Origin of the sequence: Halopiger goleimassiliensis, from assembly GCF_000455345.1 — an archaeon.
GTDB classification, from domain to species: Archaea; Halobacteriota; Halobacteria; order Halobacteriales; family Natrialbaceae; genus Halopiger_A; species Halopiger_A goleimassiliensis.
In genome coordinates this window covers 245,324-260,915 of sequence record NZ_HG315691.1, presented here as the reverse complement: position 1 = coordinate 260,915, position 15,592 = coordinate 245,324, and the positions used below count along the sequence as shown (strand labels likewise).

18 protein-coding genes and 1 tRNA gene are annotated in these 15,592 nt (G+C 62.7%); 6 read left to right on the top strand and 13 right to left on the bottom strand.

Features of this window, described 5'->3' with window-relative positions:
* Positions 1 to 21: 21 nt before the first annotated feature.
* Entirely contained in the window at positions 22 to 309 is a 288-nt protein-coding gene (locus TX79_RS16095) for a DUF7692 domain-containing protein (RefSeq protein WP_049928664.1), read from the bottom strand.
* Positions 310 to 633: 324 nt separating this feature from the next.
* Here TX79_RS16095 and TX79_RS19080 point away from each other — a divergent pair, with 324 nt between their 5' ends.
* Both TX79_RS19080 and TX79_RS19420 read left to right on the top strand, forming a co-directional pair.
* Positions 634 to 1,965, top strand: coding sequence for an ATP-binding protein (locus tag TX79_RS19080; protein WP_081655617.1), 1,332 nt, complete (start codon positions 634 to 636; stop codon positions 1,963 to 1,965).
* Positions 1,966 to 1,967: 2 nt separating this feature from the next.
* Positions 1,968 to 2,546 (top strand): hypothetical protein, encoded by a 579-nt coding sequence (locus TX79_RS19420; RefSeq protein WP_154660563.1) that lies wholly within the window; start codon positions 1,968 to 1,970, stop codon positions 2,544 to 2,546.
* Between the two features lie 388 nt (positions 2,547 to 2,934).
* On the opposite strand, the gene TX79_RS16090 is transcribed toward TX79_RS19420, so the two are convergent.
* From TX79_RS16090 to TX79_RS16050, 10 genes are all read right to left on the bottom strand, one after another.
* Complete coding sequence (locus TX79_RS16090; RefSeq protein ID WP_049928663.1) at positions 2,935 to 4,857, bottom strand: DUF7845 domain-containing protein; 1,923 nt, start codon at positions 4,855 to 4,857, stop codon at positions 2,935 to 2,937.
* Entirely contained in the window at positions 4,854 to 5,051 is a 198-nt protein-coding gene (locus TX79_RS16085) for a hypothetical protein (RefSeq protein WP_049928662.1), read from the bottom strand. Before TX79_RS16085 ends, TX79_RS16090 begins: the two co-directional genes overlap by 4 nt.
* 2 nt (positions 5,052 to 5,053) lie before the next feature.
* Positions 5,054 to 5,581 carry a DUF488 family protein, N3 subclade gene (locus TX79_RS16080; RefSeq protein ID WP_049928661.1) on the bottom strand — a complete coding sequence of 176 codons (528 nt, stop codon included), beginning with the start codon at positions 5,579 to 5,581 and terminating at the stop codon, positions 5,054 to 5,056.
* Positions 5,578 to 6,096 (bottom strand): hypothetical protein, encoded by a 519-nt coding sequence (locus tag TX79_RS16075; RefSeq protein ID WP_049928660.1) that lies wholly within the window; start codon positions 6,094 to 6,096, stop codon positions 5,578 to 5,580. The genes TX79_RS16080 and TX79_RS16075 overlap by 4 nt, the downstream gene beginning before the upstream one ends.
* A complete protein-coding gene (locus TX79_RS16070) occupies positions 6,093 to 6,350 on the bottom strand; it encodes a hypothetical protein (RefSeq protein ID WP_049928659.1) in 258 nt (85 codons plus the stop codon). Before TX79_RS16070 ends, TX79_RS16075 begins: the two co-directional genes overlap by 4 nt.
* Complete coding sequence (locus tag TX79_RS16065) at positions 6,347 to 6,952, bottom strand: J domain-containing protein (RefSeq protein WP_049928658.1); 606 nt, start codon at positions 6,950 to 6,952, stop codon at positions 6,347 to 6,349. The genes TX79_RS16070 and TX79_RS16065 overlap by 4 nt, the downstream gene beginning before the upstream one ends.
* Positions 6,945 to 7,184 (bottom strand): DUF7563 family protein, encoded by a 240-nt coding sequence (locus TX79_RS19930; protein ID WP_081655616.1) that lies wholly within the window; start codon positions 7,182 to 7,184, stop codon positions 6,945 to 6,947. The genes TX79_RS16065 and TX79_RS19930 overlap by 8 nt, the downstream gene beginning before the upstream one ends.
* Positions 7,185 to 7,239: 55 nt before the next feature.
* Positions 7,240 to 7,312 (bottom strand) — tRNA-Pro (locus TX79_RS16060).
* 79 nt (positions 7,313 to 7,391) lie between these two features.
* Positions 7,392 to 7,982, bottom strand: coding sequence for a tRNA (pseudouridine(54)-N(1))-methyltransferase TrmY (trmY, locus tag TX79_RS16055; RefSeq protein WP_049928657.1), 591 nt, complete (start codon positions 7,980 to 7,982; stop codon positions 7,392 to 7,394).
* A gap of 66 nt (positions 7,983 to 8,048) precedes the next feature.
* Positions 8,049 to 8,762, bottom strand: coding sequence for a lipoyl protein ligase domain-containing protein (locus TX79_RS16050; protein ID WP_049928656.1), 714 nt, complete (start codon positions 8,760 to 8,762; stop codon positions 8,049 to 8,051).
* Positions 8,763 to 8,870: 108 nt separating this feature from the next.
* Here TX79_RS16050 and TX79_RS16045 point away from each other — a divergent pair, with 108 nt between their 5' ends.
* Positions 8,871 to 9,749, top strand: coding sequence for a hypothetical protein (locus TX79_RS16045; RefSeq protein WP_049928655.1), 879 nt, complete (start codon positions 8,871 to 8,873; stop codon positions 9,747 to 9,749).
* Positions 9,750 to 9,761: 12 nt separating this feature from the next.
* On the opposite strand, the gene TX79_RS16040 is transcribed toward TX79_RS16045, so the two are convergent.
* Both TX79_RS16040 and TX79_RS16035 read right to left on the bottom strand, forming a co-directional pair.
* Entirely contained in the window at positions 9,762 to 10,235 is a 474-nt protein-coding gene (locus TX79_RS16040) for a hypothetical protein (protein ID WP_049929227.1), read from the bottom strand.
* Between the two features lie 193 nt (positions 10,236 to 10,428).
* On the bottom strand, positions 10,429 to 11,916 hold the full coding sequence (locus tag TX79_RS16035) for a serpin family protein (RefSeq protein ID WP_049928654.1): 1,488 nt from the start codon (positions 11,914 to 11,916) through the stop codon (positions 10,429 to 10,431).
* Positions 11,917 to 12,048: 132 nt separating this feature from the next.
* On the opposite strand from TX79_RS16035, the gene TX79_RS16030 reads away from it, so the two are divergent.
* From TX79_RS16030 to TX79_RS16020, 3 genes are all read left to right on the top strand, one after another.
* Positions 12,049 to 12,534 (top strand): PaaI family thioesterase, encoded by a 486-nt coding sequence (locus TX79_RS16030; protein ID WP_049928653.1) that lies wholly within the window; start codon positions 12,049 to 12,051, stop codon positions 12,532 to 12,534.
* A 286-nt stretch (positions 12,535 to 12,820) separates the two neighbouring features.
* The gene (gene nosZ / locus TX79_RS16025) at positions 12,821 to 14,740 is read left to right on the top strand and encodes a TAT-dependent nitrous-oxide reductase (RefSeq protein ID WP_049928652.1); all 1,920 of its coding nucleotides are present in this window, start codon (positions 12,821 to 12,823) and stop codon (positions 14,738 to 14,740) included.
* Positions 14,741 to 14,746: 6 nt separating this feature from the next.
* Positions 14,747 to 15,592, top strand: a complete 846-nt coding sequence (locus TX79_RS16020; protein WP_049928651.1) for a hypothetical protein — start codon at positions 14,747 to 14,749, stop codon at positions 15,590 to 15,592.

Sequence of the window (15,592 nt, the reverse complement as noted above, 5' to 3'; positions counted from 1 at the left end):
CCGTTCCCCTTCAGAAATGCACTAGTCGCCTTTTCGCGTGATAGTGATCGACGTTTCGACGTCGAAGGTAACCGCTCGAGTCGAGAGCGTCTCGGCGATTTCCTGGCGCTGCTGTCGAGTCAGATCGTCGCGCTCGAGGACCTGGCGAGCTGCACGAACCAGGTGGTCGACGTCTTCGCAGGCGAAGGCGACGGCGTTCGATCGGTTGCAGTCGTAGAACCTGGCGGCCTTTTCGATCGCGTCGTACCGCCACTCGTTACCGTCGTCAGTCCGAATCCGAACCGAGCCGGGTGTGTCGTTGCGGGCCATGTTCGTGAACACAAGCCGCTATTCCTAGATTTTTGCGGTCACTCACTCGGGGTTTAGTTATAAACGGGTGCCGGGACCCGGCGTGATCGGGCCGATCGGTGAGTCCATCGCGACGGCGAGCGGCGAAATATGAACACGGCCGATTCGCCCTCGTGTTCATATCCGGGAAATCAATCTTCGCGACGTGCAACCGGTGGGGGGAGACGAGGACACTGGAAAGGTAGTTGTGATTAATATGGGAAATGGTTCTCAGTGAATATAGATCAAGTAGATGTGATCTATCGAAGGACTCAACACGAGTCGGCAAGAAGTTACGGCTAACTAATGACCAATATTACTGACCTTCGAATTAGTGGATTTAAGGGGTTAGGGGATTTAAAATATGATCCCAATAGAATAAATATTATAACGGGTAGGAACAATACTGGCAAAACTTCGGTATTAGAGTCAATAGACTTGGCATTCAACCCCACCTCAATAAATAGGTTTTCTGATAATATAAATAAGGTAATAAATGCCAATGAAGAATATTGTACTATTAGTGTAAAATACACCCAAGAACAACAGACTCTTTTAGATGATTTCAGCGAACCAAAACCAGAATCCAACCATCGTGAGATGGGGATTCAGGAACCACGCAAACAGGAAGCTATTGATATATTCATCGAATCCCTTCAAGAAATCATTGAGGTAAATGAAAGGTATCCTATTAGATTACGGGGAAATATTCGTCCAGATCTTAGCGAAGATGAAAAACTTACCGAGGTTATGCAGGATGTCCTTACTGAAACCGTGACTGAAATGTCTGAAAATATACCTTTGCCGGCTGCTGAGAATAATACCATAATCATGGATGTGGATGGGGATGAATACGCGTATATCCATCTTGGAGAGTACTACGAAGAAATTCGCAATCATATTGTATCTGAGGCATCACCTAAAATACTAGATAAAATAATTGAGGAAGATCCGTCAATAAATGAATTAGAGGAAAAAGAACTTGACAGACTTCGTCATGATATCCGGAGAGGGTTAAATAACCAATTAGTTCCGAGATTCGGTGCAGATCGTTTTGTAGGTGATGAACCAGAGCCTGTCGATGGTGTTCGAATGGTTGATTCACCTATTCTTGAGGCAGAAGATGTGGATATGTCTCAAGAGAATGCAGCAGTAAGAGTAAGCGATATAGAGGACTACCTAGTCACGCATAATATCTTAGAAAACCTTGAGGATTTTTCCTTTGATAAATTAGTCTTTAAGGAAGATGATGGGAAGTACGAAATCCCATACTCATTCATGGGTGATGGGTTTAGGACAATTGTTGGAATCCTTTGGGAAGTTTTATCTAATAATCGAAGAGGAAATGTGCTTTTACTTGAGGAGCCAGATGTGCATATGCATCCAGGATATATAGAGAGTCTCTTAACACAACTGGTCAAGATTGTCCGAGAGAAAGATCTTCAAATATTCATAACAACACATAACTCGGATATGATTGAAGGGTTCTTCTCCCAACATCTTAAGGCAAAGGAAGAGGACTTCCTTTCAGACAATTTTAAACTGCTTCAATTGACAGAACCAGTTCCTCGTTCGTTAAGTTATGAGAGAGCAGAAGAAGAAGTGGAAGAACTGAATATTGATCTGCGGGGGATCTAACGATGAAAAAGGTCGTTTTCAGTGAGGGTAAGCATGATGTATATCTTCTAGAATTAGCACATAAAAAGAAGGACATTGGTGATAATTACGATAAATACCTCACAGAAGAAGCGAAAGACGATCAAACAAAAAGATTGAGGCAGCACCTAGCAGATGATCAATTCGAAGTCCTATATAAATCTGAAGAAGGATATGGGAACTTGATAAAAAAGTTCAGGAGTCACTCGCTTATGTTTACCTCTTTCTCGCTTTATATACTAATTGATCTCGATGGCGACTCTTTATCAGGATTTTTTGATGATTTGAATAGATCTCTAACCGAGGAGTATCAAAACAAGGTGGAAGTAGTACCTGGGGATAACATCTCAAACCAGGATATGGTGATATCTGACGCAGTGTTGAAAATTGAGGGTTCTGATAATCGATCACTTCCGGTCATGGCCTTCTATGAAAGTCTAGAAGATGTCACTACGATACAATACTCAGATGACAGATCTGAGAAAATTAGGAAGATATACCGGTATATGGATAATAACCCAGACATTTGTGATGATATTATTTCAACAATATACAGTCAATAAGCCCCCCTGGGAATACCCTATCACGAAATCGGCAATTATGTTCTATTAACTGAAGTCCTGAACACGGCAGGACCCCGTTTCGTGAGCTTCAACTGGAGAATTTTGCGCAGAGGGTGGGATGGGGCGCTGTAATTTTTTGGCGCTATCGCCATGGCGACAGTGCGGAAGCGGGGCGGTTGATTTGGACCTTTGGCTTTAGCCACACGCCCTAACCCGGAATTCGACCCGCTGGGTCGGATTCCGGAATGGGTGCGGCCAGGGCCGAACGGAGCGAATGCGAGGATCGGCCCTGGTCGCACACGCCAGGACCCTCGTTCATCGAGGTAATACAGTCGTGAAAACGTGAAAATAAGTCCGGACGATAGTGTTGCCACTACCCAGGGCCGCGCTACCGGGGCGCGATCGCGAAGCCGCGTCCCTGCTTGGTGACGATCTCCCCGCGATTGACGAGGCGCTCCTCAAGGCGGTCGACGTCCTGGGCGATCGTCGAGAGGATCAACCGGAGCGTCGAGTAGTTGACCCACTCGTCACGGTCGGCGAACTGCTCCCACGCAGCTTCCAAGTCGATCGCGTCGGGATCGATCTCCCGACCGTCACAGTCGGCCTGCTCCTCGAGCTGGCGCTCGCGCTTCCGGCGGGCCTCCTCGTGGTCCCAGTCGGCCCCGGCCCATCCTTGATCGAGGTCGTGGAACGTTCGAACCGAGCCGTCCGCGAGTTTGACCCGCATGTGGACGCCGCGAGCGTTCCCGTAGCGCTCACAGACGGCCAGTTTCGCCTCGCGAGCAAGGTACTTCGCGTCTTCGCGGTCGGCAGCGACGTACCGGGGCTTCAGCAAGAGCCGACAGTCGTTTCGCGTCTCGTCAACCCCGACGTCGTAGTTGCGGACAAACCGATCGAACGCGTCGCTCTCGACGCCCTGGACGTCGTTCGCTACCTCCATGACCGTCGACCCGATGGACCGCCTGAACTGCTCCTCTGCCGACCGGACCCGTTTCAGCATCGCCTGGGCCGCGTAGTCGCTCTCGATCGCCAGCTCGCCGTAGGTGTGTTGCACGAATCCCTCGAGGCGGTCGACCGCGCGGAGAATCGTATCGTAGCAGTAGCCGGTTTCGTCGGCGACGTCCTTCGGCGCGATCTCGCCACCGTCCGCGAGCAAGGTGTCGACGACGGCCTCGTCGGCCGGGTTCATATCACCCCAGAGCCGCATGATCGCGGCCTCCTGCTCGCTCTCGATCTCCGGCAGCGGGCAGTCGACGAGTTTTAGCGACCGGCGTTCACGTTCGTCAGGTTTGAAATACGCGTCCTTCTGGTACTGCTCGCCGCCCGTTACGTCGAGTCCGGCCCACTCGAGGATGTTCACCAGCACCTCCTCGAGTTCGCGACGCATATCGTGGCGGTCGAGTTCGCCGTCGTCACGGTCCCAGTAGACGGTTTTGTCCGTGACGCTCGTCTGGTAGCTCACCTCGAGTTTCGGATGGTAGCCGAACTCGTCGGGGTTGTACGTCTCGGGATCGCGCATGTAGTAGTGCTTGCACTCTTTCCCGAGTTCGTGCCCGCGAATCAGTTTCCCGGCGCGGACGTCGCTGATTACGCTCGTCACGTAGTCACCGGGGCGATCCCGGTTGTCTTCGACGTGCTTTCGGTAGCCGGATCGATCCGACTCGAGCAGTGAGTGAATGCGGGCGAGCGGCCCGTCCGGTGCGTAGATTGGGCCGGACTCCGACCGCTTGATTCGAACGTACACCGCCGCGTCGACTACGTTGCTCGTGTGGTGGAACTCGTGGAAGTACCGCCGGGGGATGCCGAACGCCGCAGCCGCCTCGGCGAGCAGGTCAGTGTAGCAGTCGAAGTCGATGTTCGATCCCTGTACCTGGGCGTCCAGGTACGGCACGCCGAGGTCCATGTACCCCTCGACATCTTCGATCACGCCGGTCTCCTCGTCTTGTTTCTTCATGTCGGGCCAGCGCGGCCGGAACGTGATCGTTCCGCCTTTCACTCGGTTCGAGCGGTCGGCGCGCTCTCCGTCGTCGAGCGAATCCTCGCAGACGAAATAGATCCGGTAGAGGTATGCCGTCTCGAGCTTGTACGACGGGTCTGACCACGGAAGGATCGGCTGATCGTCGTAGTCGAGACAGACGCGCCAAGTCTCGCCGTCGAAGTCGAAGGTGCCGGTCGGCTTCCCGTCTGCACCCCAGTCGTGGTTTTTGCGGACGTCTGTAAGCGCGTAGTAGGGTTTCAGCCCCGGACGCACCACGTGAAAGTGGGCGTCGAACTCGTGGCACTGGAACCGGAGGAACTTCCGCGCGCTCACAGTAATCCCTCCCGTTCGGCGAAACAGGCCGTACAGAGCGGCACCGACTGGCCCAGCCGGGATTTCACTTCCCGGCCCACGTACCCACAGTCGATGCACGCCGGCCACTGACTCGCAGGCTCGTCGGGCTCGTCATCGTCGTCGCCTGCCGGTTCCTGCGGATCCGAAACCCCGAATTCCGTCAGATCCGTCATCGTCAGGCCTCCGGGGTAAAGTCGGTCAGAGCCGCGTTTTCCGGCCCATTCTCGTCGGTCTCGTCGCTCCCGCTCTCGAGGTCGATCGTCCGCGGGTCGGGCCGGTGAACGACGTCGATCTCCTCGAGGTCGGCGACGATCTCGCTCGCGAGCGGGCGACGGTGACACCAGCGACAGTCCTTTTCCCAACAGACGAGCCAGACGTCACGCTCGAGGGCACGCTCGCGCAGTTCGTCGAGGACCCGCTGCGGGCCGGGGTAGCTTCGCAGGTAGTTCAGATACCGCGGCTCGAAATCGACGGTCCGCCAGGCGACCGCGCTGGGGTAGTCGGCCCCGTCGTCTTCGGCGGTCCCTTCGACCCGCTTGTAGGCATCGAGGAGGTTCTCCGGCGGTGCTACCGCTGGAATGTTCCGGTCGGTCACCCGGTCGACGAAATCCTGCGGATAGCGAACGACCCCGAAGATGTCGGCCTCCTCGCTGGGTTCGAACTCCGTGGTGAGCCCGCCGAAATAGCTCGTGTAGACCGTCACGGACGACCACCTACCGTTCGCTCCGAATCGACCGCAACCGGCTCGAGGACGTGCGACCACGCGAGTTTCGCGACCTCGCTCTCCGACCGGTTCCCATCGACGTCGTACCACCGACCGGCAAGCAATTCGTCGACGATCGTCGCGGGAACCACCGCCCGCGCGACCTGGGGAAGACCCGGCCGCGGGAGGTAGACGACGAACAGGTACATCCCCGCGGCCTCGAGCAGTTGCTCGTGAGCGTCGCGCTTGACGTAGAACCGTCCGCGAGTCGATCGCGAGCCGTTGCTCGTCCGGATCTGGCAGCCCTTGATCTCGACCGGTGTCTCGGGTTCGACAACGACAATCCCGTAGAACGGCAGCGTCTCGCGCGGCTCGAGTAGCGCGGTGGTCCGGGCGTCGTGCCAGGTGGCCGTCCGGTCACCGACGTACTCGAGGGCGTCGATCGCCTGGATGACGTCGGCCTCGAGGGCGTCCCCGCTGGCCTTCGGACTCTCGAGGGTGGAAGCGCGACTCACAGCGGACCACCTCGGGCTTTCCGGACCTCGCGAGCACAGTCGGAACAGAGCCGCCGCGTCGCGGGAACGGTGGCGTCGCACCGCTCACACTCGTCGGAGTCGACGAGTCGGTTCGTCCCACCGCCGTCGGTACGAACTTCTCGCTTCTCGACCGCTCCGCGAACGTCGGCGTCGGTCACCTGGTGGGCCGGATGGGCTATGGGCGTCCGACTCTCGACATCGTACAACTGACTCGCGGGGACGAACCCGGTCATCGGGAACCACCCGCGTTGTCCGCGGTCAGTTCGTCGTAGGCATCGCGAACCCGCTGGAACTCGGTAGCGCTTCCGCCATTGTCGGGATGGGCGTCTTTGACCTTCTCGCGGAAGGCGTGGCGAACCTCTGCTTCACTCGCGTCCGGTTCGACGTCGAGAACGACGTACGGAGGTTCTTCACCACCGACCGCCTTCTCGTCGGCACTCGGCAGTGCTTGCGTCGAAAACTCCGACTCGACGGTCTGCACACCGTATCGATCGAGCGCCCGCTTCGCGTTCAGGTACTTCGCGATCGCCTGGGCATTGTCCCGGAGGTTGTCCCACCGATCGCACGGCACCGCGAACTGCTGGCCGTCGCGCTCGAAGTAGACCACGACGCCCGGATCATCGGGATCGCGGTCGGCGTATGGACGGTGCGGTTCGGCCTGAGTGTGCGGCGCGGCCGTCTTCACTTGGACGTTCCGCGCATCCATCTTCCGCAGCTCCTTGAGGATGTTGTCGAACGCGGCAGTGCGCGAGACGCGGAACCCGTGCGGGTAGGACTCGCGCTCGTCGGCCGGCGTTCGCTCGAAACCGGCCGGCCACTCGAGGCGCTCAGACATCGGGCTCACCTCCCTGACGACCGTTCGCCGTCTCAGGGTCCGGCACGTCGACCTCGAGCCCGGCGGCGGACCCGCGGCTCAGGCGCGCGTAACTGTCGCACTCGCCGCAACGATGGGCGCGGTCGAGATCGTCACCGAAGACGCGGCGGAACTGCTCGGTGACGTGAGCACCGCAGTGAAGACAGGTCGACCGCTCGACAGGAGTCCACGGCGTGGTGCTCACGCGCACCACCCCGCAGAGCGGCCGCTAACTGTCAGAGAATGCGGGAAAAGGTATATGTATCCAGTGGGCCGGCGCAGATTCGAACTGCGGTTACGGCCACCCGAAGGCCGAAGGATACCAAGCTACCCCACCGGCCCGCAGGTGAAGTGTGCGCGTCCGAGCGTTTAACGCTTCCGAAAGCCCATCGGGCGGGGGACTCGAGACCGCATCACGCGACTAGAATCGCTCGTAGCCGTCGGTGTCCAGAAAGTGGTGGACGACCGTGATCGCCTGGTCGGCGTGGAGCAGTTCCGGTCCCAGTCGGAGCCGCTCGTCGACGCGCTCGGCGAGCAGCGACGCCTCCTCGGCGGTGAAATCCCGGTGATCCGAGAGGACGAAGATGGGGTCCGAAATGGTGCCGCCGTCGACGACCGGGTCGCCGTCCTCGTGAAGCTGGACGACCGTCCCCTCGAGGGCGTCGAGCGTCCCCTCGAGTCCACGGCGGTAGACCTCGACGCCGGGGCTGGGTTCGGCGGGGAGCGCCCCGATGGCCTCGTCGCGGTGCTCGAGCGCGTTTCGGACCAGCGCGGCGGTCGAGCGCTCGTCGGGGTTGAGCCGACGCAGATCCGATCCGTCGAAGGTGATCGTGAGTTCGTCCCGTGCGACGAGGTGGACGCGGACGTCCTCCCGGATGCCGTGGGAGGTGACGAACGCGGACGTGATCGACCGGCAGAGGGCGTCGAGGCGGCCGGCCCCGCCCGCGAGGTCGTCGAGCGAGAAGTCGGGTTCGGTCGGCACCTCGTGACCGATACAGACGAACTGGCGCATATCCCGACGACGGCGGGCGGCGGCAAAGCCTCCACGGTTTCGCCTCGAGCCGACTGCGTCGCTCGATCAGTTGTCGTCGAGGACTGCCGTCACCGACCGAACGCGTGGCTCCGCGTCGTCGACCAGCGCCGCCTCGAGCGCCACCCGAACTGCGTGGGGGTTACCGGTACCGCCCGCACTCGCGACGGTGCCGACGGTCGCCGGATCGAACCCGACGCCGAGCGCGTCGTAGACCGCCTCGAGCACGTCAGCCAGCGCCGCTCGAGCGTCGACGAGGACGATCCCGGCGGTGAGCGCGGCGTCCTGGCGGACGCGCTGGGCGATACCGACCACTTTCCGCCCCGTCGATTCGTCGTCGACGACCGACAGCGAGTGGGTCCCCGGACAGAACGAGTCGTCGGGTTCGCCACGCTCGAGGTCGAGTCCCAGCCCCTCGAGTCCGCGTTCGACCGCTGTAGTCGCCCGTTCGTAGCGCTCGTCGGTCCCGCGACGGAAGTCCTCGACGGGGTCCGCGCGGGCGAACGCCAGGGTCGTCTCGCCGTCGTAGGCGACGGCCCGGCCGCCCACCGACCGCTCGACGGGCGGGAAGCCACGCTCGCGTGCGCGGTCGCGAGCGCGATCATACCCCTCGAGACGCCGGTCGCGCCGCCCGAAGGCGACCTGTCGGTGGGGCGTCCAGACCCGGACCGCGGGCTCGCCCTCGGCCGCCCACGAGTGGAGTCGATCGGTCACGCGCCGGTCGGCGGCGATCGAGTCGGCGCGACCGCGGACGACGTACATGGCCGTCGGTAGGCGATCGAGCCGGATAAACGGTCCTCCGGATCGACGGCGCATCGGTCGCGGTCGAAAGGGGCGACCTTTACACGCTATCGGTACCGAATAGTGACGATGGTGACGCTGCCGGGGTCGCTGCTCGAGGAATACGCGCGGTTCTCGCTGTACAACTCGCCGTATCCCGCCCACGACGGGGGCTGTGCCGTCGACCTCTACCCGGACACTCTCCGGGACGGCCGGACGACCGCCGCACCCAGTCCGGTCTCGGGAACGGTCCGCGAGGTTCGAACCGTCCGCGCGCCGCCGAAACCCTACGCCGCCGAGCACGACCACCTGCTCCTCCTCGAGTGCGACGGTCCCGACTCGCTCGCGGGACTGATCGCTCGCATCCTCCACGTCGAGCCGGCGCTCGAGGCCGGCGACCGCGTCGAGCGCGGCGACTCCCTCGGGAGCCTCGTCCGCGCCGGCTTCTTCGCCCCCTGGGTCGACAACCACCTCCACGTCGGCTTCCGGACGCCGGAACAGAACCCCTACCGCGCGTCCGGATCGCTGGCGCTCGAGCCGGCCGTCGACGTCCGGCCGCTCCCCTGGGACGGCACGGGAACCGTCGTCGCGGCCGGCGACACGTACGCCGTCCTCGACGCGCCGCCCCATCCAGCGCCGGGCGAGTCGTTCGTCGGCATCCGGACCGACGACGGCGGCGTCCTCGACGGTGGCCTGCCGCACTACGACGGCGGGGGGCTGTACGCGGACGACCGATCGGCGGGGAGCGTCGTCTCCCTGAACGGCGACCGTTGCGGCGTCGTCGGCGAGGATGGCCGGACCGTCGCGTGGGACGACGTCGTCGTCACGGCGAACGGCGATCCGATCACCGGTCTATCGACCTTCTGCGCCCGCGACGGCGACTTCGGCGCGAAACTGATCTGTCCCGACCGCACGTTTCGGGTCGGCGACGCCGTTCGGGTGCGGATTCGCTCGAGTGTCGAGCGCTGATTCGGAGCGCGCTCACTCGGTCAGTGCGACGGTGACGGTACCGAGGACGGTCCCGTAGGCGGCGTGTCCGACGAGGCTCTCCGTCTCGAGGTTCGGGATCGCTTCCAGCCCGAGGTCGACGCCGAGGACCCAGATCGGCATGACGACGACCGCGAGCACGGCCCAGAGCACGAGGCCGTAGACGACGCCCGCGCTGACGACCTGGGTCGGCGTCTGCGCGTACTCGCCGAGCGGCGACGCCTGGAGTACCGCCCCGAAGACGACCCCGAGGATCGCCGCGTGGACGAGGTGGACTGCCCAGCCGACGATCGCCCCCTCCTGCCCGTACATCGACGGGATCGTGATTTCGAGGGCCTCCGGCGTCAGCACGGTCATCACCAGCCCGAAGAGCAGTCCGCCTGCGAGGCCGCCGACCACCCCGGCTTGCCACGGTTGGAGTGCGGTGATCGTTCCGGTGCTCGCGGTCGTCGAGGTTCTGGAACTCATTACGCCCATAACATATAGACAAAGAACAATATTTCTATCGCCGACGGACAGCGATCGGTCGGTATCTCGACACTGACGGGGGAATCGGTGTCTCCGATCGGCGCTAGTTCGGGGCGGCCCACTCGGTCGCACGACTGCCCCTTCAGTGCGTCCCCGTCGACTCCCGAGAAGGACACCGTCGACCGCGGTTCCGTCAGCCGTCCTGTAGCGTCCCTCCATCGACGACGCGGCCGAGGAACAGCGGCGTCTCCGTCGGTCGGTCGCGCACGTAGAAGAGGAACGGTCTGTCGACGGTCATCTCGACCGTTTCCCCCGTCATCGCGGCGGTCGTGCTCACCACGACCGCCGTCGCGGCCGCCGCCTCCGTCCCTTCCTCGTCGACCTCGAGGAAGCTCTGGTGGACGACGTCGTCGACGTAGAGCTCCTCGTGGTCGCCCTCGACCATGTCGCCGAGGTCGGCGGCCTCCGTGAACGCCCGCTCCATCCCGAGCGACTGCATGGTCTCGACGAGGCTGAACTCAGACTCGATACCGAACGTCGGGAGGCCGAGGTCGACCTCGCGCGGCGAGGCCGCCTCGAGCATGGTCGCCAGTCGATCGACCGAGAACGACTCCTCGAAGCGCTCGAACTCGCCCTCGGCGGGAAGGAGCACGACCATGCTGGTGTCACCGTTGGCGTACGGCAGTTCGACCAGCTGGTGGCCGTCGACCTCGGCGTAGGGGAACTCCTCGATCTGGTGCATCATCTCGACCTCGGTTTCGGTACCGTCGAGACTCGTGAACGGCTCCGGTGCCGTCGCCGCGGGATCGAAGTCGTGTTCCCAGGCCGCGAGGAAGTACACCGCGTTCGTCAGGACGAGCCGCGTTCTCTCGTCGATCGTGTCCTCCGACAGCAGGTCCTCGATGCGGTCGTTCGTCCGCTCCTCGACCCAGTCGTTGATCTCCCGGCGCGCCCCCTCGGGATCGCCGCGGAAGTCTACGGTGTGTTCGCCGGCCCCGTAGTAGCGCTCGAGCAGCGCGAAGTAGTCGTCGTCGAACGGGTAGCGCTCCTCTGCCCAGAGGGCGTTCGCGCTCGAGAACTGGAACCCCAGATCGTCCTCCTCTCCGTCTTCTTCGGCCCACTCCGGCGGCTCGACTTCCTCGCCGTCGCTCGCGGACTCCGTCCGCTCGCCATCCGAGGCGCGTGTCGCCTCACCGTCCTCGTTCCGACGCTCGAACTCGTCCTCGAGCGCACCGAAGGCGGTGTGGAGGTCCTCGCCCCCGAGTTCGTACCGCAGCGCCTCGCGCATCTCGTCGGCGGTCTCGCTGTCAGCGCCCGCATAGGTCATCGCGAGCGCGACCGAGACGCTGTACGGCGAGAAGAAGAGGTTCGCGTCGGGCTCTTCCTCTCGAAGGCGAGCGAGCAGCGCGAGCGAGAACGCGACGTTGCCCCGGACCTGCCTCGCCAGCCGGCCGGTCTCGATCGCGGGCTCGGTGACCGGGTCGATCTCCGGGAACGCGGGCGCGTCGTCCCACTCCTCGCCGGCATCGCCGTTTCCGGCGTCGCCGTTGCCCGGGCCGTTTCCGCCATTGCCCGGATCACCGGTGCCGTCGTCCGTAGTGTCTCCGTCGCTCGTACAGCCGGCCACCCCTGCCAGGATGGCACCGGAGAGTGCGAGGACGGTTCGTCTGTCGGCGGTCATACGTGAGCCGACGGCCGAGACTGATAAGGGCTTTCGCCAGGATGAAAGAGCGGTTTGACCCTGCCCGTCCGAGCGACGGCGAATCGAGCGGGAAACGTTGCGGTAAAGACACTCCCGAACGGAGCCCGTTCCATGACCGACTTCCAGGACGTGATCGAGGAGTTCGACGACCTCGAGTCGTTGCTGCAGTACTTCATCGACGAACACCAGGAGTTCCTCTCGTGGCTCGGCACGACCGTCGAGAACGTCGAGACGGGAACGATGACACTCGCGGCACCGTACGACGACAAACTGACCAACACCCGGCCCGGCAGCGGCGACGAACGGGCGGACATCCACGGCGGGGTGGCCGCCACCCTGATCGACACCGTGGGCGGACTCGTGTTGCGAACGAAACTCGACGATCCATTCGGGGCTCGGATTGCGACGATCAACCTGAACGTCAACTACCTGCGGCCCGCGACGGGCGATCTCTCGGCGACCGCTGACGTGATCCGCGTCGGTCGGAGCGTCGGCGTCAGCGAGATCACCGTCGAGAGCACGACCCCCGACGGCCAGACCCGCGAGGTCGCCACCGGGCAGGGCGCGTACCGCATCTTCCGGCCCGAGGATCGGTGAGACTCCTCCTGTCCGACGATCCGGTGCAACGCTGATCCGTAGCGGTTGCGCCGGGAACTCGGTACTGGGTTTCGAATGCGACTGGGTGGCGTCGCGACCCCGCTCGCGACGGCCGATCGATCGCTCGTCACCTACCAGCGTTTTCCCGAACACGTTTGCGTGTCTTCCTACCCGGTAGGAATTACTCTCGGTGAGTTGGAATTGCTGCGTCGCTCTAATACCTGTAGTACCGACGTTCGACCTGTGATGGTCGGAGCCCGTTCGAGGTCTCCGACGTCCGCCTACCATGACCGACGAACATACTGCAATCGAGGGGGAATCGGGCGACGAGTCGGCCGACCGAGAACCGCTGTTCGACCGCATTCCGCGACGTAACTTCATGAAAGCCGGCGCAGCCGTCGGTGCGATGGGCTCACTCGCCGGCTGTACCGGCGTACTCGACGACGGCGACGACGGCCTGGCGTCCGCCGGCGACGTCGACGCCTACGTCCCGCCGGGAGAACACGACGACTACTACGCCTTCCTCTCCGGGGGCCACTCCGGCGAGATTCGCGTCTACGGCGTGCCGTCGATGCGCCAGTTGATGCGCATTCCCGTCTTCGGCCGGGAGAGCGCTCGCGGCTACGGTTTCGACGACCGAACCAGCGAGATGCTCGAGGAGAGCGGCGGCTACACGTGGGGCGACACCCACCACCCTCGAATCAGTCAGACGGACAACGACTACGACGGCCGCTGGGCGTTCGTCAACGACAAGGCCAACGGCCGGATGGCACGGATCAACCTGAAGTACTTCGAGACGGACGCGATCGTCGACATCCCGAACCAGCAGGGGACCCACGGGGCCTGCTGTCTGCTGCCGGACACGAAGTACGTCTTCGGCGTCGGCGAGTTCCGCGTCCCGATGCCCAACGACGGGCGGGACCTGGACGACCCCGACAGCTACACGTCGACCATCGCGGCGATCGATCCCGAGACGATGAACGTCGAGTGGGAAGTGCTGGTCGACGGCAACATGGACAACGGCGACGGTGGCAAAGACGGCCGCTGGTTCTTCGCGACGGGCTACAACAGCGAGAACGCCACCACCGTGAGCGAGATGTCGGCGTCCGACACCGACTGGGTGAAAGCCTTCGACGTCCCCGCGATCGAGGAGGCCGTCGAGAACGGCGAGTACGACGAGATCGGCGGCGTTCCCGTCGTCGACGGCACCCGAGACAGCCCGCTGAACGACGGTGACCGCCCCATCGTTCGGTACCTCGACGTCTCGAAGAGTCCGCACGGCGTCAGCGTCACCCCGGACAACAAGTACGCCATCGCCAGCGGGAAGCTCGATCCGACGTGTTCGATCATCGACATCGAGCAACTCGGCGAGGTCGACGATCCGAACGACGCGATCGTCGGCCGTCCGAACCTCGGGATGGGACCGCTACACACCGCCTACGACGGCCGCGGTCACGCGTACACGACGCTGTTCATCGACTCCGACGTCGTCAAGTGGGACATCGAGCGAGCGGTCGAGGCGTACCCGGACGAGGAGCCGGAGCCCAACGGCGACAACGAGTCGCCGGCGGTCGTCGAGAAGATCGACGTCCACTACAACCCCGGGCACCTGATCGCATCGGAGTCGTACACGGCCGATCCGCAGGGCGACTGGCTGATCTCGCTGAACAAGCTCTCGAAGGATCGGTTCCTCAACGTGGGGCCGATGAAGCCCGAGAACGACCAGCTGATCTACATCGGCGACGACGAGGAGGGAATGCAACTCGTGAAGGATACGCCCTCGTACGCCGAACCCCACGACGCCTCGATCGTCAGCGCCGACAAGATCGATCCAGCCGACGTCTACGACCCCGCGGACTACGACGAGGAGTACGTCGAGTTCGACGAGTCCGAAATCGTCCGTGAGGACGGTCGCGTCCACGTGAAGATGGGCTCGCAGCGAAACGAGTTCGGCTTCCACGACGTCACCGTCCAGGAGGGCGACGAGGTGACGTTCACCGTCACCAACATCGAGACGACCCAGGACATCCTCCACTCGCTGGCGATCCCCGAGCACGACGTCAACATCAAGCTCGCACCGCAGGAGACCCGCGAGGTGACGTTTACGGCCGACGAGCCCGGCGTCTACTGGATGTACTGTGCGTTCTTCTGCAGCGCACTGCACCTCGAGATGCGTTCGCGACTGATCGTCGAACCCGCGGAGTGATCACACATGTCCACGTCCCGCCTCGGCAAACTGGCCGAACTCCGACGCGCCCTCCCGTTGACAGCGGCGGGACTGTTCGTGCTCGCGCTGACGATGCCGGTGTGGCGGATCACGTTCGAGGCTCCCCAGTACGTGCAGACGCTGGTCGTCGAACTGTACCCCTACCCGAGGATCGCCGGTGACTTCCAGGAAGTCGCGTCGCTCAACAAGTACGTCGGGTTCTACTACCCGGATCCGGTGTACGTCGATCCCAACTACGCCGTCCACGAGAAGGCCATCGACGTCCCCGAGTGGGTCCTCGGTCCGGTCGCGTTCGTCGGGATGGCCGCGGCGGCCACCATCGTCTCGCTGCTCCCGACCGGGAAACTCGAGCGCGGCCTGGTCGCCCTGTTCGGCGGGACGATCGCGGTCTTCGGGGCGATGGCTGCGATCATCCAGTTCCGGCTCTACCAGGCCGGCCATACGCTCGATCCGGACGCACCGCTGAACGGCGTCGACGGCTTCACGCCGCCGCTGTTGGGTGACTACGGGGTCGCCAACATCGACGGGACCGCCTGGCTCGGCCCCGGCGGCTACCTGCTCGTGGCCGGCGTCGGCCTGTTGGCCGTCGCCGTCGTCCTGCGGGACTCGCCGGCGACGATTACGGACGCGCCTGCGCTCGTCCGGAGCGGCTGGAGTCGGCTCCGGGACCGCGTTCGACGACGGGGGGCCGACGGCGACGCGAGCGACGAGCCCCCGACCGACGACGATCGACCGGCGGACGATCGACCGGCCGCGCAGAACGCGTCCGAACCGATCGCGGAGGGATCGAACGCAACCGACGACCGACCGACCGGTCCGGAGGGTGAGTAA

What these genes read in the sequence shown, in the direction of transcription:
- TX79_RS16095 (WP_049928664.1), bottom strand. Translation starts at nt 309, where the DNA reads ATGGCCCGCAACGACACACCCGGCTCGGTTCGGATTCGGACTGACGAC.
- TX79_RS19080 (WP_081655617.1), top strand. Translation starts at nt 634, where the DNA reads ATGACCAATATTACTGACCTTCGAATTAGTGGATTTAAGGGGTTAGGG.
- TX79_RS19420 (WP_154660563.1), top strand. Translation starts at nt 1,968, where the DNA reads ATGAAAAAGGTCGTTTTCAGTGAGGGTAAGCATGATGTATATCTTCTA.
- TX79_RS16085 (WP_049928662.1), bottom strand. Translation starts at nt 5,051, where the DNA reads ATGACGGATCTGACGGAATTCGGGGTTTCGGATCCGCAGGAACCGGCA.
- TX79_RS16070 (WP_049928659.1), bottom strand. Translation starts at nt 6,350, where the DNA reads ATGACCGGGTTCGTCCCCGCGAGTCAGTTGTACGATGTCGAGAGTCGG.
- TX79_RS16065 (WP_049928658.1), bottom strand. Translation starts at nt 6,952, where the DNA reads ATGTCTGAGCGCCTCGAGTGGCCGGCCGGTTTCGAGCGAACGCCGGCC.
- trmY (WP_049928657.1), bottom strand. Translation starts at nt 7,982, where the DNA reads ATGCGCCAGTTCGTCTGTATCGGTCACGAGGTGCCGACCGAACCCGAC.
- TX79_RS16050 (WP_049928656.1), bottom strand. Translation starts at nt 8,762, where the DNA reads ATGTACGTCGTCCGCGGTCGCGCCGACTCGATCGCCGCCGACCGGCGC.
- TX79_RS16045 (WP_049928655.1), top strand. Translation starts at nt 8,871, where the DNA reads ATGGTGACGCTGCCGGGGTCGCTGCTCGAGGAATACGCGCGGTTCTCG.
- TX79_RS16040 (WP_049929227.1), bottom strand. Translation starts at nt 10,235, where the DNA reads ATGAGTTCCAGAACCTCGACGACCGCGAGCACCGGAACGATCACCGCA.
- TX79_RS16035 (WP_049928654.1), bottom strand. Translation starts at nt 11,916, where the DNA reads ATGACCGCCGACAGACGAACCGTCCTCGCACTCTCCGGTGCCATCCTG.
- TX79_RS16030 (WP_049928653.1), top strand. Translation starts at nt 12,049, where the DNA reads ATGACCGACTTCCAGGACGTGATCGAGGAGTTCGACGACCTCGAGTCG.
- nosZ (WP_049928652.1), top strand. Translation starts at nt 12,821, where the DNA reads ATGACCGACGAACATACTGCAATCGAGGGGGAATCGGGCGACGAGTCG.
- TX79_RS16020 (WP_049928651.1), top strand. Translation starts at nt 14,747, where the DNA reads ATGTCCACGTCCCGCCTCGGCAAACTGGCCGAACTCCGACGCGCCCTC.